Source organism: Citrobacter sp. TBCS-14, from assembly GCF_005280805.1.
Classification (GTDB): Bacteria; Pseudomonadota; Gammaproteobacteria; order Enterobacterales; family Enterobacteriaceae; genus Citrobacter; species Citrobacter gillenii.
This window is the reverse complement of record NZ_SZWM01000164.1, coordinates 120402-141554: the sequence shown is the minus strand read 5'-3', so window position 1 is coordinate 141554 and position 21153 is coordinate 120402. Positions and strand designations below refer to the sequence as shown.

Sequence of the window (21153 nt, the reverse complement as noted above, 5' to 3'; positions counted from 1 at the left end):
GACCCTTTCCTGCGGTCTGTGTTGTGAATTTAATCGTTTGCGTGTTGCTTTGTTTGTTGTATCACATTTTTTTCTAATACGCCCGGCAGATTTAAAGGCAGAATCTGCCTGTTAAAAACCGCTGAAATTGCTCATCATTATAGGGTGGGGTTTTAGCGTTCACGTCGCGTCAACGTCCTGACGTACAGAAAAGGTGAAAAAGTATTTATGGTAAATTTCCGTCAGCCCAGGGATATCGCACAAGTGCTGCTCTCGGTGCTGTTTTTAGCCATCCTGATTGTGGCCTGTTTGTGGATAGTGCAGCCCTTTATCCTTGGTTTTGCGTGGGCTGGAACCGTGGTCATTGCGACCTGGCCTATCTTGCTACGCATACAGAAATTGTTATGGGGACGCCGTTCTCTGGCCGTGCTGGTAATGACCCTGCTGCTGGTCCTTTTGTTTATCATTCCCATCGCGCTATTGGTCAACAGTATTGTTGATGGCAGCGGACCGTTGATCCATGCCGTAACCGCAGGCGATATGACCTTGCCGGACCTGGAGTGGCTGAACAGTATTCCGTTAGTGGGTGCCAAAATTTATGGCGCATGGCACAGCCTGCTGGATATGGGCGGCGCGGCAATTATGGCCAAAGTGCGTCCTTATATCGGTTCCACAACGACCTGGTTTGTTGGTCAGGCCGCGCACATTGGTCGCTTTATGATGCACTGTGGCCTGATGCTGCTGTTCAGCGCCCTGCTCTACTGGCGCGGCGAGCAGGTGGCATTAGGGATTCGGCACTTCGCCTGTCGCCTGGCTTCTAAGCGTGGTGATGCTGCTATTTTGCTGGCGGCACAAGCGATCCGCGCGGTGGCATTGGGTGTGGTCGTCACCGCACTGGTGCAGGCCGTTCTCGGGGGTATTGGTTTGGCGGTAACGGGTGTGCCGTACGCCACGCTGCTGGCGGTGTTGATGATCCTGTCCTGCCTGGTGCAGTTGGGTCCTCTACCGGTGCTGATCCCGGCCATTATCTGGCTGTACTGGACGGGGGACTCCACCTGGGGCACGGTGCTGCTGGTCTGGAGTGCCGTGGTCGGCACGCTGGATAACGTAATCCGCCCGATGCTGATTCGTATGGGCGCCGATTTACCGCTGATCCTCATCCTGTCGGGTGTCATCGGCGGGTTAATTGCCTTCGGCATGATTGGCTTGTTTATCGGCCCAGTGGTCCTGGCGGTATCCTGGCGTCTGTTCTCTGCTTGGGTGAACGAAGCCCCGGCTCCAGGTAACGATCCGGACGAAATCCTCGAAGAAATCGCTGAAATCGAAAACAACAAATAACCCTGACATCAGGCGGCATCACCGCCTGATTGTTTAGCACAGCTTATTGATGCTTTAGCACTCATTGCCCCAATCCCACGCCTCATGCCTTAAAACCCTCATTTGTGTCGCAATTTCTTTACAGTTTTTAAACTATTGAGATGAATCTGATCGACGTGAAAAATCGACATGCCTACTATTGTCTCAAGGCTTTAGATCAACACATTGATTTATAAGCATGGAAATCCCCTGAGTGAAACAACGAATTGCTGTGTGTAGTCTTTGCCCATCTCCCACGATGGGCTTTTTTTTAACATTTACTCGCAGCTCACCACGCAACGGCTCATCATCTGCCATTTCTTCGGCATAATCTGTAGCGTACCAACCACATTGACCGTCGTGCTCGCCCAGATGTTCGCAGATGAATTCCCGACCATCAGGTCGAACTCGCCAGGTTCAACCACCCGTTTGCCATCCCGGCGGGTGAAGTTAAGCATATCCACCGGCACATAAAAGGTCAGCGTCGCGCGTGCACCGGGCTCCAGCGTGAGGCGCTGAAACGCTTTCAGCTCTTTAACGGGGCGTACCATCGAAGCCACTTTATCGTGGACATACACCTGCACCACTTCACTTCCCCTGCGCTCGCCACGGTTACTTAACGTTACCTGCAAAGCAATCTCGCCTTCCACCGGGACATCCTTCGCCAGCGCTGCTACCTCCTCACAGGCAAAATCGGTCCAGCCTTTGCCGTAGCCGAAGGGATAGCGGGATCCAAAGTGGAATGCAAACGGCGTTCCGCCGCTTTTCAGTTTGTGATTGTAGTAATAGGGCATAGCACCTGCGCTTTTCGGCACGCTAACCACCAGCCTGCCCAGCGGCTCAGCCCGTCCGGTCAGCACATCGGCAATAGCCCAGCCACCTTCCTGACCCGGCGCCCAGGCCACTAACAGTCCGGCGACATGGTCCTCCAGCCCCTGCAGGTTGTATGGCCTACCGCCTGTCATCACCACAACAACCGGTTTACCCGTCGCCACCAGAGCCTCCAGTAGTTGTTGCTGTACACCCGGCAGAGTGAGGCTGTCTGTATCCGAGCCTTCTCCCACCGTGCCGCTCTGGAAAAGTCCGGCCAGATCGCCGACACAGACCACCGCCACATCGTTGCGACGGGCGACGGCAACCGCTTCAGGAATCAAACGTTGGTCAGTGGAAACCGGGGAGGACTGCATCGGTTTGCCACTGCTGTCACCGGGAAACACCGGTGCGCCCGCCAACCGTTTCTCTATGATATGACAGCCCTTCGCATAGTCGATATGGTCATCGCCCAGATAGTGGCGCAGCGCGGCCAGCGGGGTCGTCACCTACACGGCGCTGTCAGCCATATCGCTGATGATCAGATGCACCGGGAAGCTGTAACCACTGAGCAGCGCCAGCGGGTCGTCCGCCGTGGGGCCGATCACCGCAACGCGCGGTCTGCCCTGCAGCGGCAAAATACCGTTATTTTCCAGTAGCGTTATCGAGCTAGTGGCAACATCACGCGCTGCCTTGCGTGCCTCATCGGACTGTAGGTCAATCGCGGACACATCGGTATACGGCTGTTCGAACAGGCCAAGACGGAATTTCTCCGTCAGGATGCGGGAGACAATCTCATCGACTTTGGTCATGGTCATCAGTCGACGCTCAACCGCCGTAGCTAAATGGCGGGCGCAGTCGTCTTTCGGCAACTCAACGTCCAACCCGGCATTAAAGGCCAGCGCTGCAGATTGCGCAGCATCATGCGACACGCCATGATGCTGATGCAGCAAACTCACACCACCGTAATCCGCCACAATAATCCCATCAAATCCCCATTGCTCGCGCAAAACGGTGGTTAACAGATAATTGTCACTGTGCCCCGGCTGGTTATCAATATCATGATAGGCAGGCATTACCGATCCGGCATTGGCCAATTTAACCGCCATCTCGAACGGCAGCAGGAAGGTATCGTTAAGCTCACAGAATCCCAGATGCACGGGCGCATGGTTGCGCGCACCTTCGCTGAACGAATGCCCGACATAATGCTTCAGCGTCGCCAGCACATCGCGTTTTTCGCCCTGTAAGCCCTGCACATAGGCACAGGCCATTACCCCCACTAGCCATGGATCTTCACCAAAGGTTTCTTCCGTCCTACCCCAGCGGACATCGCGTGAGACATCCAGCACCGGTGCCAGCCCCTGGCGGCATCCGGTTGAACGCGCCTCCAGGCCAATCTGCCTGGCGGCACGCTTGACCAGTTCAGGATCCCAGGTTGAACCGTAGTTCAGCGACGAGGGAAACAGGGTGGCATCTTTACATAACAACCCCACCAGGCACTCCTCATGAAACAGCGCGGGAATGCCCAGTCGCGTCTCTTCCACTAACATCTTTTGTAAACGATTCGCCGCCCGCACGCCCGTTTTTGCCTCAACGATATGGGTACCCAGCGGGCGCGTAATCTGTCCAACACCCATTTTCAGTCGCTCGGTGAGTGCTGCCTGACCGCTCACACCGGCAAACTCGTCACTCATGTCGCTGCGTTCCCGGTGGTCGCCCTTTTCAGATAGCACCAACCAGTAAGCATGCATTTGCGCGAACTTCTCTTCAGGTGTCATGCGCGCCAGCAAATCAGCCACGCGTTCGTGCACCGGCCGTTTTGCATCCTTGTAAATACTCATCATTGTAACTCCCCTCTCTCCATCAACCATTGCTCTGACAAGTATCAAGAGGCGCGACAACGTGAACAATTGCGGAAATAGCCAGTGGAATTACGTTATTTAGTTAATGTGATCGGCCGCAAGGGGTGATTTACTCGCGACCTGAAAGGCCAATGCCCGTCGTATTTACAGATCAATAACAAATAATATTGCACAAGATAGTGTGACTCTCTTCAAGTTGAAATATCCACAGTAATGTTATTACTACTCCACCGTTTTTATTAAGTGATGACATGATGAACGCATTCGAATTGCAGGCATTCCGCCACCTTTTTGCGCTATCGATTGAAGAAAGTGCGAGTTATATTGCGGGTGATGGCAATGTTACCACCTGGCAACAATGGGAAAATGGTGATCGTGATATACCAGAGAGCATTGTACAGCGCTGTGCAGAAATGAAAGCAAAGCGCAAATTGCGAATTAATGCCATCATCGAAAAAATCAACAATCGTATTGGTAATAATACGATGCGTTTTTTCCCCGACCTGATGTCTTTTCAGGCGGTCTATCACGACGATAATTTCCTCGACTGGAAAATTTATCAATCGACGGCAGTTGAACTTTTTGCCCATGACCTCGAGCGTTTGTGCTAGGAAACCGCGACGCCACACCCTTTAGCCTCTTCGCTGAGTAACACATTATGAAAAATACCTATTTCTCCACTGCGATAGGGCTGTACCTTAATTATCTGGTACATGGTATGGGGGTCATTTTGATGAGCCTCAATATGTCCTCACTGGAACAACAGTGGCAAACCAATGCGGCAGGCGTGTCGATTGTCATTTCTTCTCTCGGCATTGGTCGATTAAGCGTCTTATTACTGGCGGGTTTACTCTCCGATCGCTATGGGCGCAGGCCGTTTATCCTGCTCGGCATGACCTGCTATCTCTGTTTCTTCGTGGGTATTATCAATACGCACAATATTTACATTGCCTACGCGTTTGGTTTTTTAGCCGGGATGGCGAACAGTTTTCTCGATGCGGGAACATACCCCAGCCTGATGGAGGCATTTCCCCGCACACCCAGCACCGCGAATATTCTGATTAAAGCCTTTGTCTCCAGCGGCCAGTTCCTGTTGCCGATGTTCATCAGTCTGTTGGTGTGGGGTGAATGTTGGTTTGGCTGGTCCTTCCTGCTGGCGGCAGGCATCATGATTTCCAACGGCATATTTTTATTTCGCTGCCGATTTCCTGCGCATCCGGGACGCCAACCCACCGTCAAGGAAGCACCCGAAACAACGATGGCTACGCATCGTTGTTCCCTGATCGATCTTGGCAGCTACACCCTGTACGGCTACATCTCAATGGCCACCTTTTACCTGGTGAGCCAGTGGCTGGCTCAGTACGGTCAGTTTGTCGCTGGCATGTCCTATACGTTATCCATCAAGCTGTTGAGCGTTTACACGTGCGGTTCGCTACTGTGCGTGCTGATCACCGCCCCGCTGGCGAGGAAGGCCGAACGCGCACCGACGCTGTTAATGCTTTACACCTTCATCTCGTTTATTGCTCTGCTGGCGGTCTGCCTGCACCCTACACCAACGGTGGTGATCGCGTTTGCTTTTGTCATCGGTTTTTCATCTGCTGGCGGCGTGGTGCAAATCGGGCTAACGCTGATGGCGGCGCGCTTCCCGCATGCCAAGGGGAAAGCCACCGGGATCTATTACAGTGCGGGCAGTATTGCCACTTTCACCATTCCCTTGATTACGGCAAAACTCTCACAATCCAGCATTGCCCATATCATGTGGTTTGATACCGGCATGGCTGCCATCGGCTTCTTGCTGGCACTGTTCATTGGTTATCGCAGCCGCATGGCGACAAAGTATCCATTAAAAATGGCGCCACTCGCCGAATAGCACGGATGCAATATTGTTCCCCCCGTCTGCAAAATAATTTGCGGACTATTTAAAACAACAGCAAAACGGCAACAGGAAGAATTAATTTCACACTTTGCTATGCAATATACCTGGTCACTTAAGCGTCATGCTATGTAGGTACAGCATCCGTCACTCGGTATAGTAATGACATCATCATCGCAATCAATATTATCACGATGAAAATGAACCCTATTAAAATCTGCAAGGAGTTATGCGAAATGTCTCAGAGCAAGGCTTTTAATACGCCATTTCTTCTGGCAATAACCTGTATTTATCTCAGTTATTTCCTGCATGGCATTAGTGTCATTACGCTGGCACAAAACATGACTTCCCTGGCAGAGGAATTTTCTACCGACAATGCGGGGATTGCCTATTTAATTTCCGGTATCGGATTGGGCCGTCTGGTCAGTATTTTATTCTTTGGCGTACTCTCCGATAAATTTGGTCGTCGGGCTATTATCCTGTTAGGCGTCATTCTTTATATGCTGTTCTTCTTCGGTATTCCCGCCAGCCCAAATCTGATGATTGCTTTTATTCTGGCGGTTTGTGTGGGCGTCGCCAACTCCGCGCTGGATACCGGTGGCTATCCGGCGTTAATGGAGTGCTTCCCCAAAGCGTCCGGTTCGGCGGTTATTCTGGTGAAGGCGATGGTGTCTTTTGGGCAGATGATCTACCCGCTCGTTGTCAGCACCATGTTATTGAATCATATCTGGTACGGCTATGCCGTCATTGTCCCGGGCATCCTGTTCGTGGTGATTACCTTAATGCTGCTCAAGAGTCGCTTCCCCAGCCAAGTGGTGGACGCAGGCGTGGCGAAAGATCTGCCGCAGATGAACAGTAAGCCGCTGGTGTGGCTGGAAGGTGTGGCATCAGTGATGTTCGGCGTGGCCGCATTTTCAACCTTTTACGTCATCGTGGTGTGGATGCCGAAATACGCCATGGCCTTTGCCGGGATGGCCGAAGCCGACGCGCTGAAAACCATCTCTTACTACAGCATGGGTTCCCTGGTCTGCGTGTTTATTTTTGCTGCACTGTTGAAGAAATTAGTCCGTCCGATCTGGGCCAACGTCTTTAACGCCGGGCTGGCAACGATTACAGCAGCGGTTATCTATTTGTACCCCTCGCCGCTGGTTTGTAACGCAGGCTCATTTCTCATCGGGTTCTCTGCCGCTGGCGGTATTTTACAACTGGGCGTCTCGGTGATGTCGGAGTTCTTCCCGAAGAGCAAAGCCAAAGTCACCAGCGTTTATATGATGATGGGCGGCGTTGCCAACTTCATTATCCCGCTGATCACCGGATACCTGTCTAACATCGGCCTGCAATACATTATTTTGCTCGATCTGGTCTTTGCCCTGCTGGCATTTATCACGGCCATTATCGTCTTTATCCGTTACTACCGCGTATTTGATATACCCAAAAACGATGTGCGGTTGGGCGAACGTTATTTTCAATAAAGAGTTCACAAGGAGTTAAAAATGGATGTTACTGCAAAATATGAACTGATTGGCCTGATGGCCTACCCCATCAGACACAGCCTGTCGCCAGAAATGCAAAATAAGGCGCTGGAAAAAGCCGGACTGCCGTTTACCTATATGGCATTTGAAGTCGATAACACAACCTTTGCAGGTGCCATTGAAGGGTTGAAAGCGTTAAAGATGCGCGGTACCGGCGTCTCGATGCCCAATAAACAGCTGGCGTGCGAATATGTCGATGAATTAACCCCGGCCGCTAAACTGGTCGGTGCCATCAATACCATCGTCAATGACAATGGCTATCTTCGTGGCTACAACACCGACGGCACCGGCCATATTCGCGCCATTAAGGAAAGCGGCTTCGATATAAAAGGCAAAACCATGGTACTGTTGGGCGCGGGCGGTGCATCGACCGCGATCGGCGCACAGGCCGCCATTGAGGGCATTAAAGAGATTAAACTGTTTAACCGTCAGGATGATTTCTTTAGCAAGGCGCTTGAGTTCGCCAAACGCGTGAATGAAAACACCGACTGTGTGGTGACCGTTATCGATCTGGCAGACCAACAGGCGTTCGCCGAGGCTCTGGCCAGCGCAGACATTTTGACCAACGGCACAAAAGTCGGCATGAAACCACTGGAAAACGAATCCATTGTTAGCGATGAATCGCTCCTACGCCCGGATCTGCTGGTAACCGAATGCGTCTACAATCCGCATATGACCAAGTTACTGCAGCAGGCGCAGCGTGCCGGTTGCAAAACCATTGATGGTTACGGCATGTTGTTATGGCAAGGTGCTGAGCAGTTCAAATTGTGGACCGGGAAAGATTTTCCGCTGGAATACGTTAAGCAGGTTATGGGGTTTGCCGCCTGACGGGCAACAATCTGTGAATTTTTAAAGGGTAATCAATGAAAACCGTAACCGTAAGAAACCTCGTGATTGGCGAGGGTGCGCCGAAGATCATTGTTTCGTTAATGGGTAAAGACATCGCCACGGTAAAAACCGAAGCGCTGGCCTACCGCGACGCGGACTTCGACATCCTGGAATGGCGTGTTGACCATTTTGCCGATGTCTCTTCCATTGACGCGATGCTGGAAGCGGCCCGCACAATCCGCGACGTGATGAGCGATAAGCCGCTACTTTTCACCTTCCGCAGCGCCAAAGAAGGCGGTGAACAGGCGCTGTCTGTTGCAGACTATATTGCGCTTAACCGTGCGGCGGTGGATAGCGGGCTGGTGGATATGATCGATCTGGAACTGTTCACCGGCGATGAACAGGTCAAAGCCACCGTCGAGCATGCGCACGCGAAGCAGGTCTTGGTGATTATGTCGAATCATGATTTCCACAAAACACCGGCGGCAGAAGAGATTATCCAGCGGCTGCGTAAAATGCAGGAGCTGGGCGCAGATATCCCGAAAATTGCGCTGATGCCACAAAACAAGACAGATGTCCTGACGCTGCTTAGCGCTACGCTTGAGATGCAGGAGCACTACGCCGACCGCCCAATCATTACTATGTCGATGGCCAAAACCGGCGTAATTTCGCGACTGGCGGGTGAAGTTTTTGGTTCTGCGGCGACCTTTGGTGCGGTGAAAAAAGCCTCCGCGCCCGGGCAGATCTCGGTCTCCGATTTGCGCAGCGTACTGACCATTTTGCATCAGGCTTAATAACAAAATATTTCTGTACTGTTTTAAATAACCTCCCTGCCCTGCTATTCATATTATTTTGAATACCGGGCAGACGGTTAGTTATTTTTAAAATAAATGAATTTCTTTTATCGAATAAAACGATAGGCAGCCTCACGCCTGTAACCTGGAGTTTATATGAAACTTAACAGACCTGAACGTATTAACGGTCGGGTGCCGGTATTATCGGCAGCGGATGCAGTTGATTATATTCCTGATGAAGCCACGCTCTGCGTATTAGGCGCCGGCGGCGGTATTCTGGAGGCCACCACATTAATTAGCGCACTGGCCGAGAAATATAAAACCTGTCAAACTCCGCGTAATTTATCGCTAATTAGTCCGACGGGATTGGGCGATCGCGCCGACCGGGGTATTAGCCCGTTGGCACAAGAAGGATTGGTCAAATGGGCGCTATGCGGACATTGGGGGCAATCACCGCGCATTTCCGATTTAGCTGAACAAAATAAAATCGCCGCCTATAACTATCCTCAGGGCGTATTGACGCAAACGCTGCGTGCAGCCGCAGCCCACCAGCCGGGTATTCTGAGTGATATTGGGATCGGCACGTTTGTTGACCCCCGCCAGCAGGGCGGCAAGCTCAATGACGTAACCACCGACGATCTGATCAAACTGGTGGAGATAGACAACAAGGAGTACCTCTACTACAAGGCCATCGCGCCCACCATCGCCTTCATTCGCGCTACCACCTGTGACAGCGAAGGCTACGCCACGTTTGAGGATGAGGTGATGTACCTCGATGCGCTGGTGATTGCCCAGGCCGTGCATAACCACGGCGGCATCGTCATGATGCAGGTACAAAAAATGGTCAAGAAAGCCACCTTACACCCCAAAGCGGTGCGGATCCCGGGCTATCTGGTGGACATCGTGGTGGTTGACCCTGATCAGACCCAACTGTACGGCGGGGCGCCGGTTAACCGTTTTATTTCCGGCGACTTTGTCCTTGATGACAGCCAGCAAATCGCCCTGCCGCTCAACCAGCGCAAACTGGTGGCCAGGCGCGCCCTGTTCGAAATGCGCAAAGGCGCGGTGGGTAACGTGGGGGTCGGTATCGCTGACGGCATTGGTCTGGTTGCTCGTGAAGAAGGCTGCGCCGACGACTTTATTCTGACGGTCGAAACTGGTCCAGTGGGTGGGATAACCTCGCAAGGCATTGCCTTCGGTGCCAACGTTAACACCCGTGCCATTATGGATATGACCACCCAGTTCGATTTCTACCACGGCGGCGGTCTGGATGTGTGCTATTTGAGTTTTGCTGAAGTGGACAGCCACGGCAACGTCGGCGTACATAAATTCAATGGCAAGATTATGGGCACCGGTGGATTTATTGATATTAGCGCCACGTCCAAGAAAATTATTTTCTGCGGCACACTCACTGCCGGAAGTCTGAAAACAGACGTCGCCGACGGCAAGCTGAATATTGTCCAGGAAGGTCGGGTGAAAAAATTCGTCAGTGAATTACCTGAAATAACCTTCAGTGGAAAAATTGCTCTCGAACGCGGATTAGAGGTGCGTTACATCACCGAACGTGCCGTCTTTACCTTAAAAGAGGATGGTCTCCATTTGGTAGAAATTGCCCCCGGCGTTTCTTTGCAAGACGATATTCTGGACAAAATGGATTTCACCCCGGTTATTTCTCCTGAGTTAAAACTGATGGACGAAAGATTATTTATCAATACCCCCATGGGTTTTGTCTTGCCCGACGCAGCCAATTAAAAGGAGTACCCTAATGGACTTTTCGTTAACTGAAGAACAAGAGCTGCTTCTTGCCAGCATTCGCGAACTGATCACCAGCCATTTTCCGGAAGAATATTTCCGCACTTGCGATCAGACCGCCACCTACCCAAAAGAGTTTATGCGCGCCCTTGCGGATAACGGTATTTCGATGCTGGGCGTGCCGGAAGAGTTCGGCGGCATACCGGCAGATTATGTCACCCAGATGTTGGCGCTGATGGAAGTGTCAAAATGCGGCGCTCCGGCATTTTTAATCACTAACGGGCAGTGTATTCACAGCATGCTCCGTTTTGGTTCCGCCGAGCAGTTACGTAAAACGGCGGAAAGCACCATGGAAACCGGTGATCCCGCATATGCGCTGGCGTTAACCGAACCGGGTGCCGGATCTGACAACAACAGTGCCACCACCAGTTACACGCGTAAAAACGGCAAAGTGTATCTCAACGGGCAAAAAACGTTCATTACCGGTGCTAAAGAGTACCCGTACATGCTGGTACTGGCCCGCGACCCGGAGCCAAAAGATCCGAAGAAAGCCTTTACGCTGTGGTGGGTCGATTCCAGTAAACCGGGTATTAAGGTGAACCCGTTGCACAAGATCGGCTGGCACATGTTAAGCACCTGCGAAGTCTACCTCGACGACGTTGAAGTTGACGAAAGCGATAGGGTTGGCGAAGAAGGCATGGGCTTCCTCAACGTAATGTACAACTTCGAAATGGAGCGGCTGATCAACGCCGCACGCAGTACCGGCTTTGCCGAGTGTGCCTTCGAAGATGCCGCGCGTTATGCTAATCAACGAATTGCCTTCGGCAAGCCGATCGGCCACAACCAGATGATCCAGGAAAAACTGGCGTTAATGGCCGTTAAAATCGAAAACATGCGCAATATGGTGTTGAAGGTCGCCTGGCAGGCCGATCAGAAGCAATCACTGAGGACCAGCGCAGCGCTGGCAAAACTGTACTGCGCGCGTACGGCGATGGAAGTGATTGACGACGCGATTCAAATTATGGGAGGACTGGGGTATACCGATGAGGCTCGCGTGTCCCGCTTCTGGCGCGACGTACGCTGTGAGCGCATTGGCGGCGGCACGGATGAAATCATGATTTACGTTGCGGGCCGTCAGATCCTGAAAGATTACCAGAACAAGTAAGCGTTAATGGCCCGGTAGGCGTCAAACTTACCGGGCACGCAGAAAACCGCTAATTAGATCTCCGGCATCAGGCATTCCTGCTCAAGCAGATTGTTTTTAAATTGCTTGCGATACTCGCTGGGCGAGCAGCCTACGTGGCGCTGAAAGAGTTTGGCAAAGTGATCGACATTTTCATATCCCACTCGCCACGAAATTTCTGCCAGTGATGATTCGGTGTTGGTCAGAGAAAATTTAGCCTCCGTCATTCGCCGCTGAATAACATAATTAATCGGTGAGATCCGATACTCTTTAGTAAATTCATGACAAATGTAACTGACGCTGGCGCGAAATTTTTTTGACAACTGTTCAAGTGTAATTTTTTCCCGAAAGTTGTTATTTAAATACACCAACACATCTTTAATTAAGATATCTTTTTTAATATATCCCTGCTCCGAACGGTACGCATTTTTGAAATTTTCATAATACAGCACGGTTAACGCATAGGCGAAAGCTGCGTAAGCCGTCGAGGTCGGGTTATTTTTGCTTCGTGGCAGCATAATACTCAGTTCATTAAAAATACTTTTAATCACCTCCTTTCCCTGTCCGACGCTGATAACCGGGCACGAATGCGCCTGCAGCAGTTGGTTATCCTGCCAGCCGTTAAAGCGGAATCCTGCCAGTGCGCAAGTGTAGGTGGTAGCCGGTGTGCTGCTGTCAGACGCGACCGCATGCAGCCTGCCTTGCTCTATCACCACAATATCGCCGGCGTGGGCAACATACAGTGACGAGTCGATAATGAACCTGGCGACACCTTTTTTGACATAAATGAGCTCGGTTTCATTGTCATGGACATGGTGGCCTGACTCCCAGTTCGGATCGTCGCTGATGACGAAGCGTGAAAACACAGGGGTTTTCCCCTGCTCAAAAAGGGTTTCCATGGCATTATCAAAACATCGTTGATACATGACAACCTCCACCTTAAGACCGGATAATTTTGGATGAATAATAGCGATGAAATAAAGGGACTGAGCATGTTATACAACGTTATTTCACCCTGAAGAAACAAAATTATTGGGGCCTCCTGCAAGATGGTACGCATAGTCAACAGGCATTATCCGCACAGCTTATTAACGTTTTAAAATTAATAAAAAGCATAAATGTTATTATTTAGCCGTCAATTATTCACATGACAGAAACATAAATAATCATATGTTGATTAAAAACATGATGCATTTCGCAATTTTCACATCCTGCGCGTTTTTTCTGTTTATTGCCGCCCCCCATGACGTTTAATCAGCGCTTATCAGTAAAGCGTCCGGTCGACACTTTTTTTTGCAAGATTGTTGGAAACGAAAACAGATTGTCCCGTCGAAAATGCCCCTCACCTGCCGCACACTAATTTCAGTCAACTTTCCCTACTGCCGATAATGACGCTCCCCGTCATCATCTGAACATGATTCACCGGAGATGCCATGAAAATAGTCACCTGCTTTAAGTTGGTCCCTGAAGAACAGGACATTGTCGTTACCCCTGAGCGTTCGCTTAATTTCGACAGAGCCGAAGCCAAAATCAGCCAATTTGACTTAAACGCCATCGAAGCCGCAGCGCAACTGGCTGCAGAAAGTGACGAGATCGTCGCCTTAACGGTTGGCGGCTCGCTGTTGCAAAACTCCAAAGTGCGTAAAGACGTCTTGTCCCGCGGGCCGGACAGCCTGTTTATGGTCCAGGATGCGCAACTGGAACATGCACTGCCCAGAGATACCGCCCAGGCGCTGGCCTGCGCCGCAACAAAAATCGAATGTGACCTGATGTTATTCGGCGAAGGGTCGGGCGATATCTATGCACAGCAGGTGGGCTTGCTGGTAGGCGAACTCCTGCAGTTGCCCGTCGTCAACGCGGTGAGCAAGATTGAACGTCACGGTGAGCGGATTCTGGTCGAGCGCACGCTTGAGAACGAGATCGAAGTGCTTGAACTCCCGCTCCCCGCCGTGCTTTGCGTCACGTCAGATATCAACACGCCGCGCATTCCGTCAATGAAAGCCATTCTTGGCGCCGGGAAAAAAGCCGTCACCCCCTGGCAGGCCAGCGATATTGGCTGGACGCCTGTGCCGCCGTTAGCGGAACTGGTGGCAATAACGGTTCCGCCACAAACCGAGCGTAAACGCATCATTCTGGAAAATGATTCAGCGGACGCCATTGCTGAACTGGCCGACCACCTGAAAAAAGCCCTGAATTAAGCCCAACGGAGAGAAAACATTATGAGTAAATTAGCCAACGTCTGGGTATTTAGCGATAACGCTGAACGCTACGCAGAATTAATGACCGGCGCGCGTCAATGGGGTGAACAGGTCCATATCATTGTGCAAGGTAGCGAGCAGGCAAATCAGGTTCTGCCGCTGGGGGCCGATAGCATTATCGTGCTTGAGCAATCTTCCGGCTTACAGCGCATTGAAAACTATGCCGAAATCTTCACTTCGCTGCTGCAAGATCACAACGGTTTACTGCTGATGCCCGCCACCAAGCGCGCGAAATCCCTTGGCGCGCGTCTGAGCATTCAACTCAATGCGGCGATGGTGAATGACGCCACCTCGGTAAGTCTTGATGCTGGCGCACTGTTCGTTGAACACCGCATGTATGGCGGTCTGGCATTCGGTAAAGAAAAACTCAATAGCGCGCTGGCCATAATCACGCTTGCATCCGGCGTACTGGAGTCGAGCGAGGCCAACCCGGCACACACCTGCCCTGTTACCGCTGCGCCGTACATCCCCCCTCACCATGAAATTATGTGTCAGGAGCGTCGCGCCAAACCCCTGAGCAGCGTGGATCTCAGCAAAGCCAAACGCGTGGTGGGCGTCGGCCGCGGTCTGGTGGCACAAGCCGATCTGGAGATGGTACATAAACTGGCGGCCGTGCTGGGCGCAGAGGTCGGTTGTTCCCGTCCGATTGCTGAAGGCGAAAACTGGATGGAGCGCGAACGCTACATTGGCGTTTCCGGCGTGTTGCTGAAATCTGACCTGTACCTGACGCTGGGCATCTCCGGACAAATCCAGCATATGGTCGGCGGTAATGGTGCAAAAGTCATCGTCGCCATCAACAAAGATAAAAAAGCGCCGATCTTTAATTATGCCGATTACGGCCTGGTGGGCGATATCTACAAAGTTGTGCCGGCCCTGATCGAACAGTTAAGCCGCTAACCCCCCCCCTCATTTAATCCACATCTCCCGCTGCGCTCGCGGCGGGAAGGGAGCATAAGCATGTCAGATGAAAAATTTGATGCCATTGTGGTTGGTGCTGGCGTGGCGGGAGCGGTCGCTGGCTACGTAATGGCAAAAGCCGGACTGGACGTACTGGTCATCGAGCGCGGAAACCGTGCGGGCAGTAAGAACATGACCGGCGGGCGTCTCTATGCACACAGCCTTGAAAGCATCATGCCAGGATTTGCCGAGGAAGCGCCTGTCGAACGCAAAGTGACGCGCGAAAAAATCTCTTTTCTAACCGAAGAAAGCGCCGTCACGCTCGATTTTCATGGTGAAAAAAACACGGCCGCAACGCAGGATTCGTACACGGTTTTACGCAGCCGTTTTGACCCGTGGCTAATGGATAAAGCCGAACAGGCCGGCGCGCAGTTTATTCCAGGCGTACGCGTCGATGCATTACTCCGCGAAGGTAATAAGGTTACGGGCGTGCAGGCCGGTGACGATGTTCTGGAGGCTAACATCGTCATCCTCGCTGACGGCGTCAACTCCCTACTCGGTCGCTCGCTCGGCATGGTCCCGCCCGCTTCAGCACACCACTACGCCGTCGGCGTTAAAGAGTTGATTGGCTTGCCGCCCGCGGTCATTGCAGACCGTTTCAATCTTTCGGGCAACGACGGCGCAGCCTGGCTGTTTGCCGGTTCCCCGTCAAACGGCTTGATGGGCGGTGGTTTTCTGTACACCAATCAGGATTCAATTTCTCTGGGCCTGGTTTGTGGGCTGGGCGATATCGCCCACGCAACGAAGAGCGTTCCACAAATGCTGGAAGACTTTAAGCAGCATCCAACCATTCGTCCGCTGATTGCCGGGGGTGAACTGCTGGAATATTCGGCGCATATGGTGCCAGAAGGCGGCCTGGCAATGGTGCCTAAACTGGTCGATGACGGTGTGATGATCGTCGGCGATGCCGCCGGCTTCTGCCTGAATCTGGGGTATACAATCCGCGGTATGGATTTGGCCATTGCCTCCGCAGAGGCTGCGGCGAAAACGGCTATCGCGGCGAAAGAACGCCAGGATTTCTCCGCCAACAGCTTGATGGAATACAAGCGCTCCCTCGAGCAGGGTTGCGTCATGCATGAGTTACAGCATTTTCGCAAGATCCCGGCACTGATGGAAAACCCACGTCTGTTCACCCAGTACCCGCGCATGGTGGCGGATATCATGAGCGAAATATTCACCGTTGACGGACGTCCGACGCCCCCAATGCGCAAAAGGATCATGCCCCATGTAAAACGCATTGGGTTAATGAACTTACTGAAAGACGGCATTAAGGGAGCGACCGCGTTATGAACCAGGACAACACCGTGAACGTTGACGTCAAGCTGGGCGTCAATAAATTCAACGTTGATGAAGGACATCCGCACATTATTCTGGCCACCCACCCGGATCTGAACGAGTTTCGCAAACTGCTCTATGCCTGCCCCGCCGGACTGTACAAGCAGGACGAGGCCGGAAATATCCATTTTGATTCCGCCGGATGTCTGGAGTGCGGAACCTGTCGGGTGCTGTGCGGCGAAACAATACTTGAACAATGGACGTACCCGCTCGGCACTTTTGGCATCGATTTTCGTTATGGATAACGGATATTGCCAGTTGCAGGCCGGATAAGGCCCAGTCGCCGTCCGGCAAGACGTATGCCGCAATCATCCAGGGACAAAGCAATGAGTGTCAGATTAACGTTTAACGCCGAGCGTCGTCATGCCTGGCGACAGCAAGGACTGTGGGGTGATGCCTCACTGGGCGATTACTGGAGCCAGACCGCCCGGGCCGTACCGGATAAAATTGCCGTGGTCGATAATCACGGCGATGCCTACACCTACGCCGCACTTGACCGCGCCGCCAGCAGCCTGGCCACCTGGTTTTTAGCCAGCGGCATTCAACCCGGCGATCGTGTGGCCTTCCAGTTGCCGGGCTGGTGTGAATTTACCGTGATTTATCTGGCTTGCCTGAAAACCGGTGCCGTTTCCGTACCGCTACTGCCTGCCTGGCGCGAAGCAGAGCTGGTATGGGTGCTAAACAAATGTAAGGCGAAGCTCTTCTTTGCGCCAACCCTGTTTAAACAGACTCGCCCGGTGGATCTGATCCTGCCCTTACAGAATCAGTTGCCGCACCTGCAACAAATTATTGCCGTGGATAAACTGGCCCCGGCAACTGCTTCGCTGGCGCTAAGCCAGCTTCTGACCTCCCCCCCGTTAACCCACACCGTTAGCGTACACGCCGACGCGTTAGCCGCCGTGCTGTTCACTTCCGGCACAGAGGGTATGCCAAAAGGAGTAATGCTGACCCATAACAATATTCTCGCCAGCGAACGCGCCTACTGCGCCCGCCTTAACCTCAACTGGCAGGATGTTTTTTTAATGCCTGCACCGCTGGGGCACGCCACCGGTTTTCTGCACGGTGTCACGGCCCCCTTTTTAATCGGCGCACGCAGCGTGCTGCTGGATATTTTTACCCCAACAGCCTGTCTTGAACTGCTGGAGCAACAGCGCTGTACCTGCGTCCTCGGCGCCACGCCCTTCGTCTATGACATGCTGTGCTGCGTGGAAAAACGGCCTTACGACCTCTCATCGTTACGCTTTTTCTTATGCGGGGGCACCACCATTCCGCAGAAAATTGCCCGCGAGTGTCAGCAGCGCGGCATTAAGTTGTTAAGTGTTTACGGCTCGACCGAAAGCTCACCGCATGCAGTGGTGAATCTCGATGATTCGCTTTCCCACATGATGCATACCGACGGCTACGCCGCTGCGGGCGTTGAAATTAAAGTGGTTGACGAGGCACGTAATACGCTGCCACCTGGCGTGGAAGGCGAAGAAGCCTCGCGCGGGCCGAACGTGTTTATGGGCTACCTTGATGAACCCGAAATGACTGCCAGAGCACTGGATCAAGACGGCTGGTACTACAGCGGTGACTTATGCCGCATGGACGAGGCGGGCTACATTAAGATTACCGGACGTAAGAAAGATATTATCGTGCGCGGTGGCGAAAATATCAGCAGCCGTGAGGTCGAGGACATTTTATTGCAGCATCCGCGTATTCACGATGCCTGCGTGGTGGCGATGCCGGACGAGCGTTTAGGGGAAAGGTCGTGCGCTTACGTGGTGCTTAAACCGCCACATCACTCGCTGTCGCTGGAATCGGTGGTGGCCTTCTTTAGCCGCAAGCGGGTAGCAAAATACAAATATCCAGAACATCTGGTGATTGTCGATAAATTACCGCGCACCGCCGCCGGTAAAATTCAGAAGTATCAACTTCGTCAGGATATTATTCAGCGCCTGAGCAAGGTATGAATGCCGGATGGCGACGCTCTCGCGCCTTATCCGGCCTACGAATAATGCTGACCGTAGGCCGATAAGGCATTTACGCCGCCATCCGGCAGGGTATTACTTGTTCAGTTCCGCCAGGCTCAGCCAGGTCTGTACGACGGTGTCCGGGTTCAGCGACAGACTGTCGATCCCCTCTTCCATCAGCCAGGCCGCGAAGTCTTCGTGGTCAGAGGGGCCCTGACCGCAAATACCCACGTATTTACCCTGTTTCTTGGCCGCGCGAATCGCCATCGACAGCAGCGCTTTCACCGCGTCGTTACGCTCATCAAACAGTTCAGACACCACGCCGGAATCACGGTCCAGACCCAGCGCCAGCTGCGTCATGTCGTTCGAGCCGATAGAGAAACCGTCGAAGTACTCAAGGAACTGCTCAGCCAACAAGGCGTTGGATGGGATCTCACACATCATGATAATCTTCAGCCCGTTTTCACCGCGCTTCAGACCCTGACGAGCCAGCTCTTCCACCACTGCCTTGGCCTGCGCCACGGTACGCACAAACGGCACCATCACTTCAACGTTAGTCAGTCCCATCTCGTTGCGCACACGTTTCACCGCGTCACATTCGAGTGCGAAGCAGTCGCGGAAGCTGTCTGCCACGTAACGGCCTGCCCCGCGGAAGCCCAGCATCGGGTTTTCTTCATGCGGCTCGTAACGCTCGCCGCCGACAAGGTTGGCATACTCGTTGGACTTAAAGTCTGACATCCGCACAATGACGCGTTTTGGATAGAACGCCGCACCCAGCGTCGCGATCCCTTCGGTCAGACGACCGACGTAGAATTCACGCGGCGAATCAAAACCTTTCATCATCCCGCGGATTTCGTTTTGCAGTTCCGGCGTCTGGTCATCAAATTCCAGCAGCGCGCGAGGATGCACGCCAATCATGCGGTTGATGATAAATTCCAGACGCGCCAGCCCAACACCTTCGTTTGGCAGGCAAGCGAAGTCGAATGCACGGTCCGGGTTACCAACGTTCATCATCACCTTCAACGGCAGGTCCGGCATCGTTTCGACGCTGGAACTCTTAACGCTAAAGTCGAGCATATCGGCATACACGTAGCCGGTGTCACCTTCGGCACAGGAGACGGTCACATTCTCGCCTTCGGTGATGCGATCGGTTGCATCACCACAGCCTACTACCGCCGGGATCCCCAGTTCACGGGCGATGATTGCCGCGTGACAGGTACGACCACCACGGTTGGTGACAATCGCCGCCGCTTTTTTCATGATCGGTTCCCAGTCCGGGTCGGTCATGTCAGTAACCAGCACGTCACCAGGTTCAATGCGGTTCATTTCGCTGATGTCATGAATGACTTTTACCGGACCCGCACCGATGCGATGGCCGATAGCACGGCCTTCAGCAATGATTTTGCCCTGCGCATGCAGCGTATAACGCTCCATCACCTGGCCGCGAGAACGAACGGTTTCCGGACGCGCCTGCACAATAAACAGCTTGCCGGTGTGACCGTCTTTCGCCCATTCGATGTCCATCGGACGACCGTAGTGCTTCTCGATTTGCACCGCCTGCTTCGCCAGTTCCTGCACTTCCTCGTTCGTCAGTGAGAAAATATCGCGCTGTTCCTGCGGCACATCTTCGATCGTCACCTGTTTGCCGTGTTCCTGGGTCGGCGCGTAGATCATGCGGATTTTTTTCGAACCCATGGTGCGACGTACGATAGCCGGACGGTTAGCCGCCAGGGTCGGTTTGTGCACATAGAATTCATCCGGGTTAACGGCACCCTGCACCACCATTTCGCCCAGGCCCCATGCGGAGGTGATAAACACCACCTGATCGAAGCCAGATTCTGTGTCGATAGAGAACATGACGCCCGAAGAGGCCAGGTCGGATCGCACCATCCGCTGAACGCCAGCAGAAAGCGCTACGCCGCGGTGGTCATAACCCTGGTGCACACGGTAAGAAATTGCACGGTCGTTAAACAGCGAAGCAAAGACGTGCTTGATGGCCACCAGCACGGCATCAAAGCCCTGGACGTTGAGGAACGTTTCCTGCTGACCGGCAAATGAAGCATCAGGCATATCTTCTGCGGTGGCGGAGGAGCGCACAGCAAAAGAGGCATGGGCATCGTCCGCGGAAAGCTGCGCGTAGGCATCACGGACGGCATTTTCCAGCTCAGGCTGGAAAGGAGTGTCGATAATCCACTGGCGGATCTGCGCCCCGGCTTTGGCAAGCTCGGTGACATCGTCGATATCCGTTTTATCCAGCAGTTCATAAATGCGCTGGTTTACACCGCTTTGCTCCAGAAACAGGTTAAACGCATCGGCGGTCGTTGCAAAACCATTCGGTACGGAAACACCCATACCTGAAAGGTTAGTAATCATTTCACCCAGGGAGGCATTTTTGCCTCCAACTCTGTCTACATCATTCATGCCGAGTTGGTTATACCAAAGCACCAGCGGTGACGAGCCATTGTTGGACATCGAACAATCCTTATATATGAACGAGGTTAGGAAACTCAATTTTGCGTAATTATCTTTGCATATTTACCGCGGCGAAAAAAACGGTGAATCGTTCAAGCAACTTTATTTTTTATTTTTTCAGATTGTTTCCGCATTTGCGCAAACCCGCGAGCGGCACGGGATCACCACAAAAACAGTCGGTCTAAACATTCGTTCCGAAAAATGAAATGT

15 protein-coding genes, 1 other RNA gene and 1 pseudogene are annotated in these 21153 nt (G+C 52.7%); 14 read left to right on the top strand and 3 right to left on the bottom strand.

Translation table 11 applies throughout. From position 1 onward, the window contains the following. Positions 1-207: 207 nt before the first annotated feature. Together ydiK and rprA are read left to right on the top strand one after the other, a co-directional pair. Entirely contained in the window at positions 208-1317 is a 1110-nt protein-coding gene (gene ydiK, locus FDX22_RS04400) for an AI-2E family transporter YdiK (RefSeq protein ID WP_115258636.1), read from the top strand. A 185-nt stretch (positions 1318-1502) separates the two neighbouring features. After that, positions 1503-1610, top strand: an RNA gene (gene rprA / locus FDX22_RS04395) — antisense sRNA RprA. Positions 1611-1613: 3 nt separating this feature from the next. On the opposite strand, the pseudogene FDX22_RS04390 reads toward rprA, so the two are convergent. Then, positions 1614-3989 (bottom strand): annotated as a pseudogene (locus tag FDX22_RS04390) (glycoside hydrolase family 3 N-terminal domain-containing protein). A 272-nt stretch (positions 3990-4261) separates the two neighbouring features. Between FDX22_RS04390 and FDX22_RS04385 the strand changes: the two are divergent. The 7 genes from FDX22_RS04385 to FDX22_RS04355 all read left to right on the top strand — a co-directional run bounded on the left by FDX22_RS04385 (position 4262) and on the right by FDX22_RS04355 (position 11951). Further along, positions 4262-4618, top strand: coding sequence for a YdiL family protein (locus FDX22_RS04385; RefSeq protein WP_146717030.1), 357 nt, complete (start codon positions 4262-4264; stop codon positions 4616-4618). A gap of 47 nt (positions 4619-4665) precedes the next feature. Next, a complete protein-coding gene (locus FDX22_RS04380) occupies positions 4666-5877 on the top strand; it encodes an MFS transporter (protein ID WP_137400039.1) in 1212 nt (403 codons plus the stop codon). Positions 5878-6116: 239 nt separating this feature from the next. Next, positions 6117-7352 (top strand): MFS transporter, encoded by a 1236-nt coding sequence (locus FDX22_RS04375; protein ID WP_146716766.1) that lies wholly within the window; start codon positions 6117-6119, stop codon positions 7350-7352. Positions 7353-7373: 21 nt separating this feature from the next. Beyond that, entirely contained in the window at positions 7374-8240 is an 867-nt protein-coding gene (ydiB, locus tag FDX22_RS04370) for a quinate/shikimate dehydrogenase (protein WP_115258641.1), read from the top strand. A gap of 35 nt (positions 8241-8275) precedes the next feature. Continuing rightward, entirely contained in the window at positions 8276-9034 is a 759-nt protein-coding gene (gene aroD / locus FDX22_RS04365) for a type I 3-dehydroquinate dehydratase (protein WP_146716765.1), read from the top strand. A 156-nt stretch (positions 9035-9190) separates the two neighbouring features. Then, entirely contained in the window at positions 9191-10786 is a 1596-nt protein-coding gene (locus FDX22_RS04360; RefSeq protein ID WP_146716764.1) for an acyl CoA:acetate/3-ketoacid CoA transferase, read from the top strand. A gap of 13 nt (positions 10787-10799) precedes the next feature. Further along, complete coding sequence (locus FDX22_RS04355; RefSeq protein ID WP_115258643.1) at positions 10800-11951, top strand: acyl-CoA dehydrogenase; 1152 nt, start codon at positions 10800-10802, stop codon at positions 11949-11951. A 53-nt stretch (positions 11952-12004) separates the two neighbouring features. Here FDX22_RS04355 and FDX22_RS04350 read toward each other — a convergent pair whose 3' ends face one another. After that, positions 12005-12895: an AraC family transcriptional regulator gene (locus FDX22_RS04350; RefSeq protein ID WP_146716763.1), complete on the bottom strand. Its 891-nt coding sequence runs from the start codon at positions 12893-12895 to the stop codon at positions 12005-12007. 507 nt (positions 12896-13402) lie between these two features. Between FDX22_RS04350 and FDX22_RS04345 the strand changes: the two genes are divergently transcribed. The 5 genes from FDX22_RS04345 (at position 13403) to fadK (ending at position 18471) form a co-directional block, all read left to right on the top strand. Beyond that, a complete protein-coding gene (locus tag FDX22_RS04345; RefSeq protein ID WP_117343012.1) occupies positions 13403-14167 on the top strand; it encodes an electron transfer flavoprotein in 765 nt (254 codons plus the stop codon). Between the two features lie 21 nt (positions 14168-14188). After that, a complete protein-coding gene (locus FDX22_RS04340) occupies positions 14189-15124 on the top strand; it encodes an electron transfer flavoprotein subunit alpha (protein WP_146716762.1) in 936 nt (311 codons plus the stop codon). Between the two features lie 60 nt (positions 15125-15184). Next, positions 15185-16474 (top strand): FAD-dependent oxidoreductase, encoded by a 1290-nt coding sequence (locus tag FDX22_RS04335; protein WP_146716761.1) that lies wholly within the window; start codon positions 15185-15187, stop codon positions 16472-16474. Further along, on the top strand, positions 16471-16764 hold the full coding sequence (locus FDX22_RS04330) for a ferredoxin family protein (protein WP_096757235.1): 294 nt from the start codon (positions 16471-16473) through the stop codon (positions 16762-16764). The genes FDX22_RS04335 and FDX22_RS04330 overlap by 4 nt, the downstream gene beginning before the upstream one ends. Positions 16765-16845: 81 nt before the next feature. Continuing rightward, complete coding sequence (gene fadK, locus FDX22_RS04325) at positions 16846-18471, top strand: medium-chain fatty-acid--CoA ligase (RefSeq protein WP_146716760.1); 1626 nt, start codon at positions 16846-16848, stop codon at positions 18469-18471. Between the two features lie 93 nt (positions 18472-18564). Here the strand turns inward: fadK and ppsA are convergent, their stop codons facing one another. Beyond that, on the bottom strand, positions 18565-20943 hold the full coding sequence (gene ppsA / locus FDX22_RS04320; RefSeq protein ID WP_117343008.1) for a phosphoenolpyruvate synthase: 2379 nt from the start codon (positions 20941-20943) through the stop codon (positions 18565-18567). Positions 20944-21153 lie beyond the last annotated feature (210 nt).

What these genes read in the sequence shown, in the direction of transcription:
- FDX22_RS04350 (WP_146716763.1), bottom strand. Translation starts at nt 12,895, where the DNA reads ATGTATCAACGATGTTTTGATAATGCCATGGAAACCCTTTTTGAGCAG.
- FDX22_RS04375 (WP_146716766.1), top strand. Translation starts at nt 6,117, where the DNA reads ATGTCTCAGAGCAAGGCTTTTAATACGCCATTTCTTCTGGCAATAACC.
- FDX22_RS04335 (WP_146716761.1), top strand. Translation starts at nt 15,185, where the DNA reads ATGTCAGATGAAAAATTTGATGCCATTGTGGTTGGTGCTGGCGTGGCG.
- FDX22_RS04340 (WP_146716762.1), top strand. Translation starts at nt 14,189, where the DNA reads ATGAGTAAATTAGCCAACGTCTGGGTATTTAGCGATAACGCTGAACGC.
- FDX22_RS04360 (WP_146716764.1), top strand. Translation starts at nt 9,191, where the DNA reads ATGAAACTTAACAGACCTGAACGTATTAACGGTCGGGTGCCGGTATTA.
- FDX22_RS04355 (WP_115258643.1), top strand. Translation starts at nt 10,800, where the DNA reads ATGGACTTTTCGTTAACTGAAGAACAAGAGCTGCTTCTTGCCAGCATT.
- fadK (WP_146716760.1), top strand. Translation starts at nt 16,846, where the DNA reads ATGAGTGTCAGATTAACGTTTAACGCCGAGCGTCGTCATGCCTGGCGA.
- FDX22_RS04385 (WP_146717030.1), top strand. Translation starts at nt 4,262, where the DNA reads ATGAACGCATTCGAATTGCAGGCATTCCGCCACCTTTTTGCGCTATCG.
- FDX22_RS04330 (WP_096757235.1), top strand. Translation starts at nt 16,471, where the DNA reads ATGAACCAGGACAACACCGTGAACGTTGACGTCAAGCTGGGCGTCAAT.
- ydiB (WP_115258641.1), top strand. Translation starts at nt 7,374, where the DNA reads ATGGATGTTACTGCAAAATATGAACTGATTGGCCTGATGGCCTACCCC.
- ydiK (WP_115258636.1), top strand. Translation starts at nt 208, where the DNA reads ATGGTAAATTTCCGTCAGCCCAGGGATATCGCACAAGTGCTGCTCTCG.
- aroD (WP_146716765.1), top strand. Translation starts at nt 8,276, where the DNA reads ATGAAAACCGTAACCGTAAGAAACCTCGTGATTGGCGAGGGTGCGCCG.
- FDX22_RS04345 (WP_117343012.1), top strand. Translation starts at nt 13,403, where the DNA reads ATGAAAATAGTCACCTGCTTTAAGTTGGTCCCTGAAGAACAGGACATT.
- ppsA (WP_117343008.1), bottom strand. Translation starts at nt 20,943, where the DNA reads ATGTCCAACAATGGCTCGTCACCGCTGGTGCTTTGGTATAACCAACTC.
- FDX22_RS04380 (WP_137400039.1), top strand. Translation starts at nt 4,666, where the DNA reads ATGAAAAATACCTATTTCTCCACTGCGATAGGGCTGTACCTTAATTAT.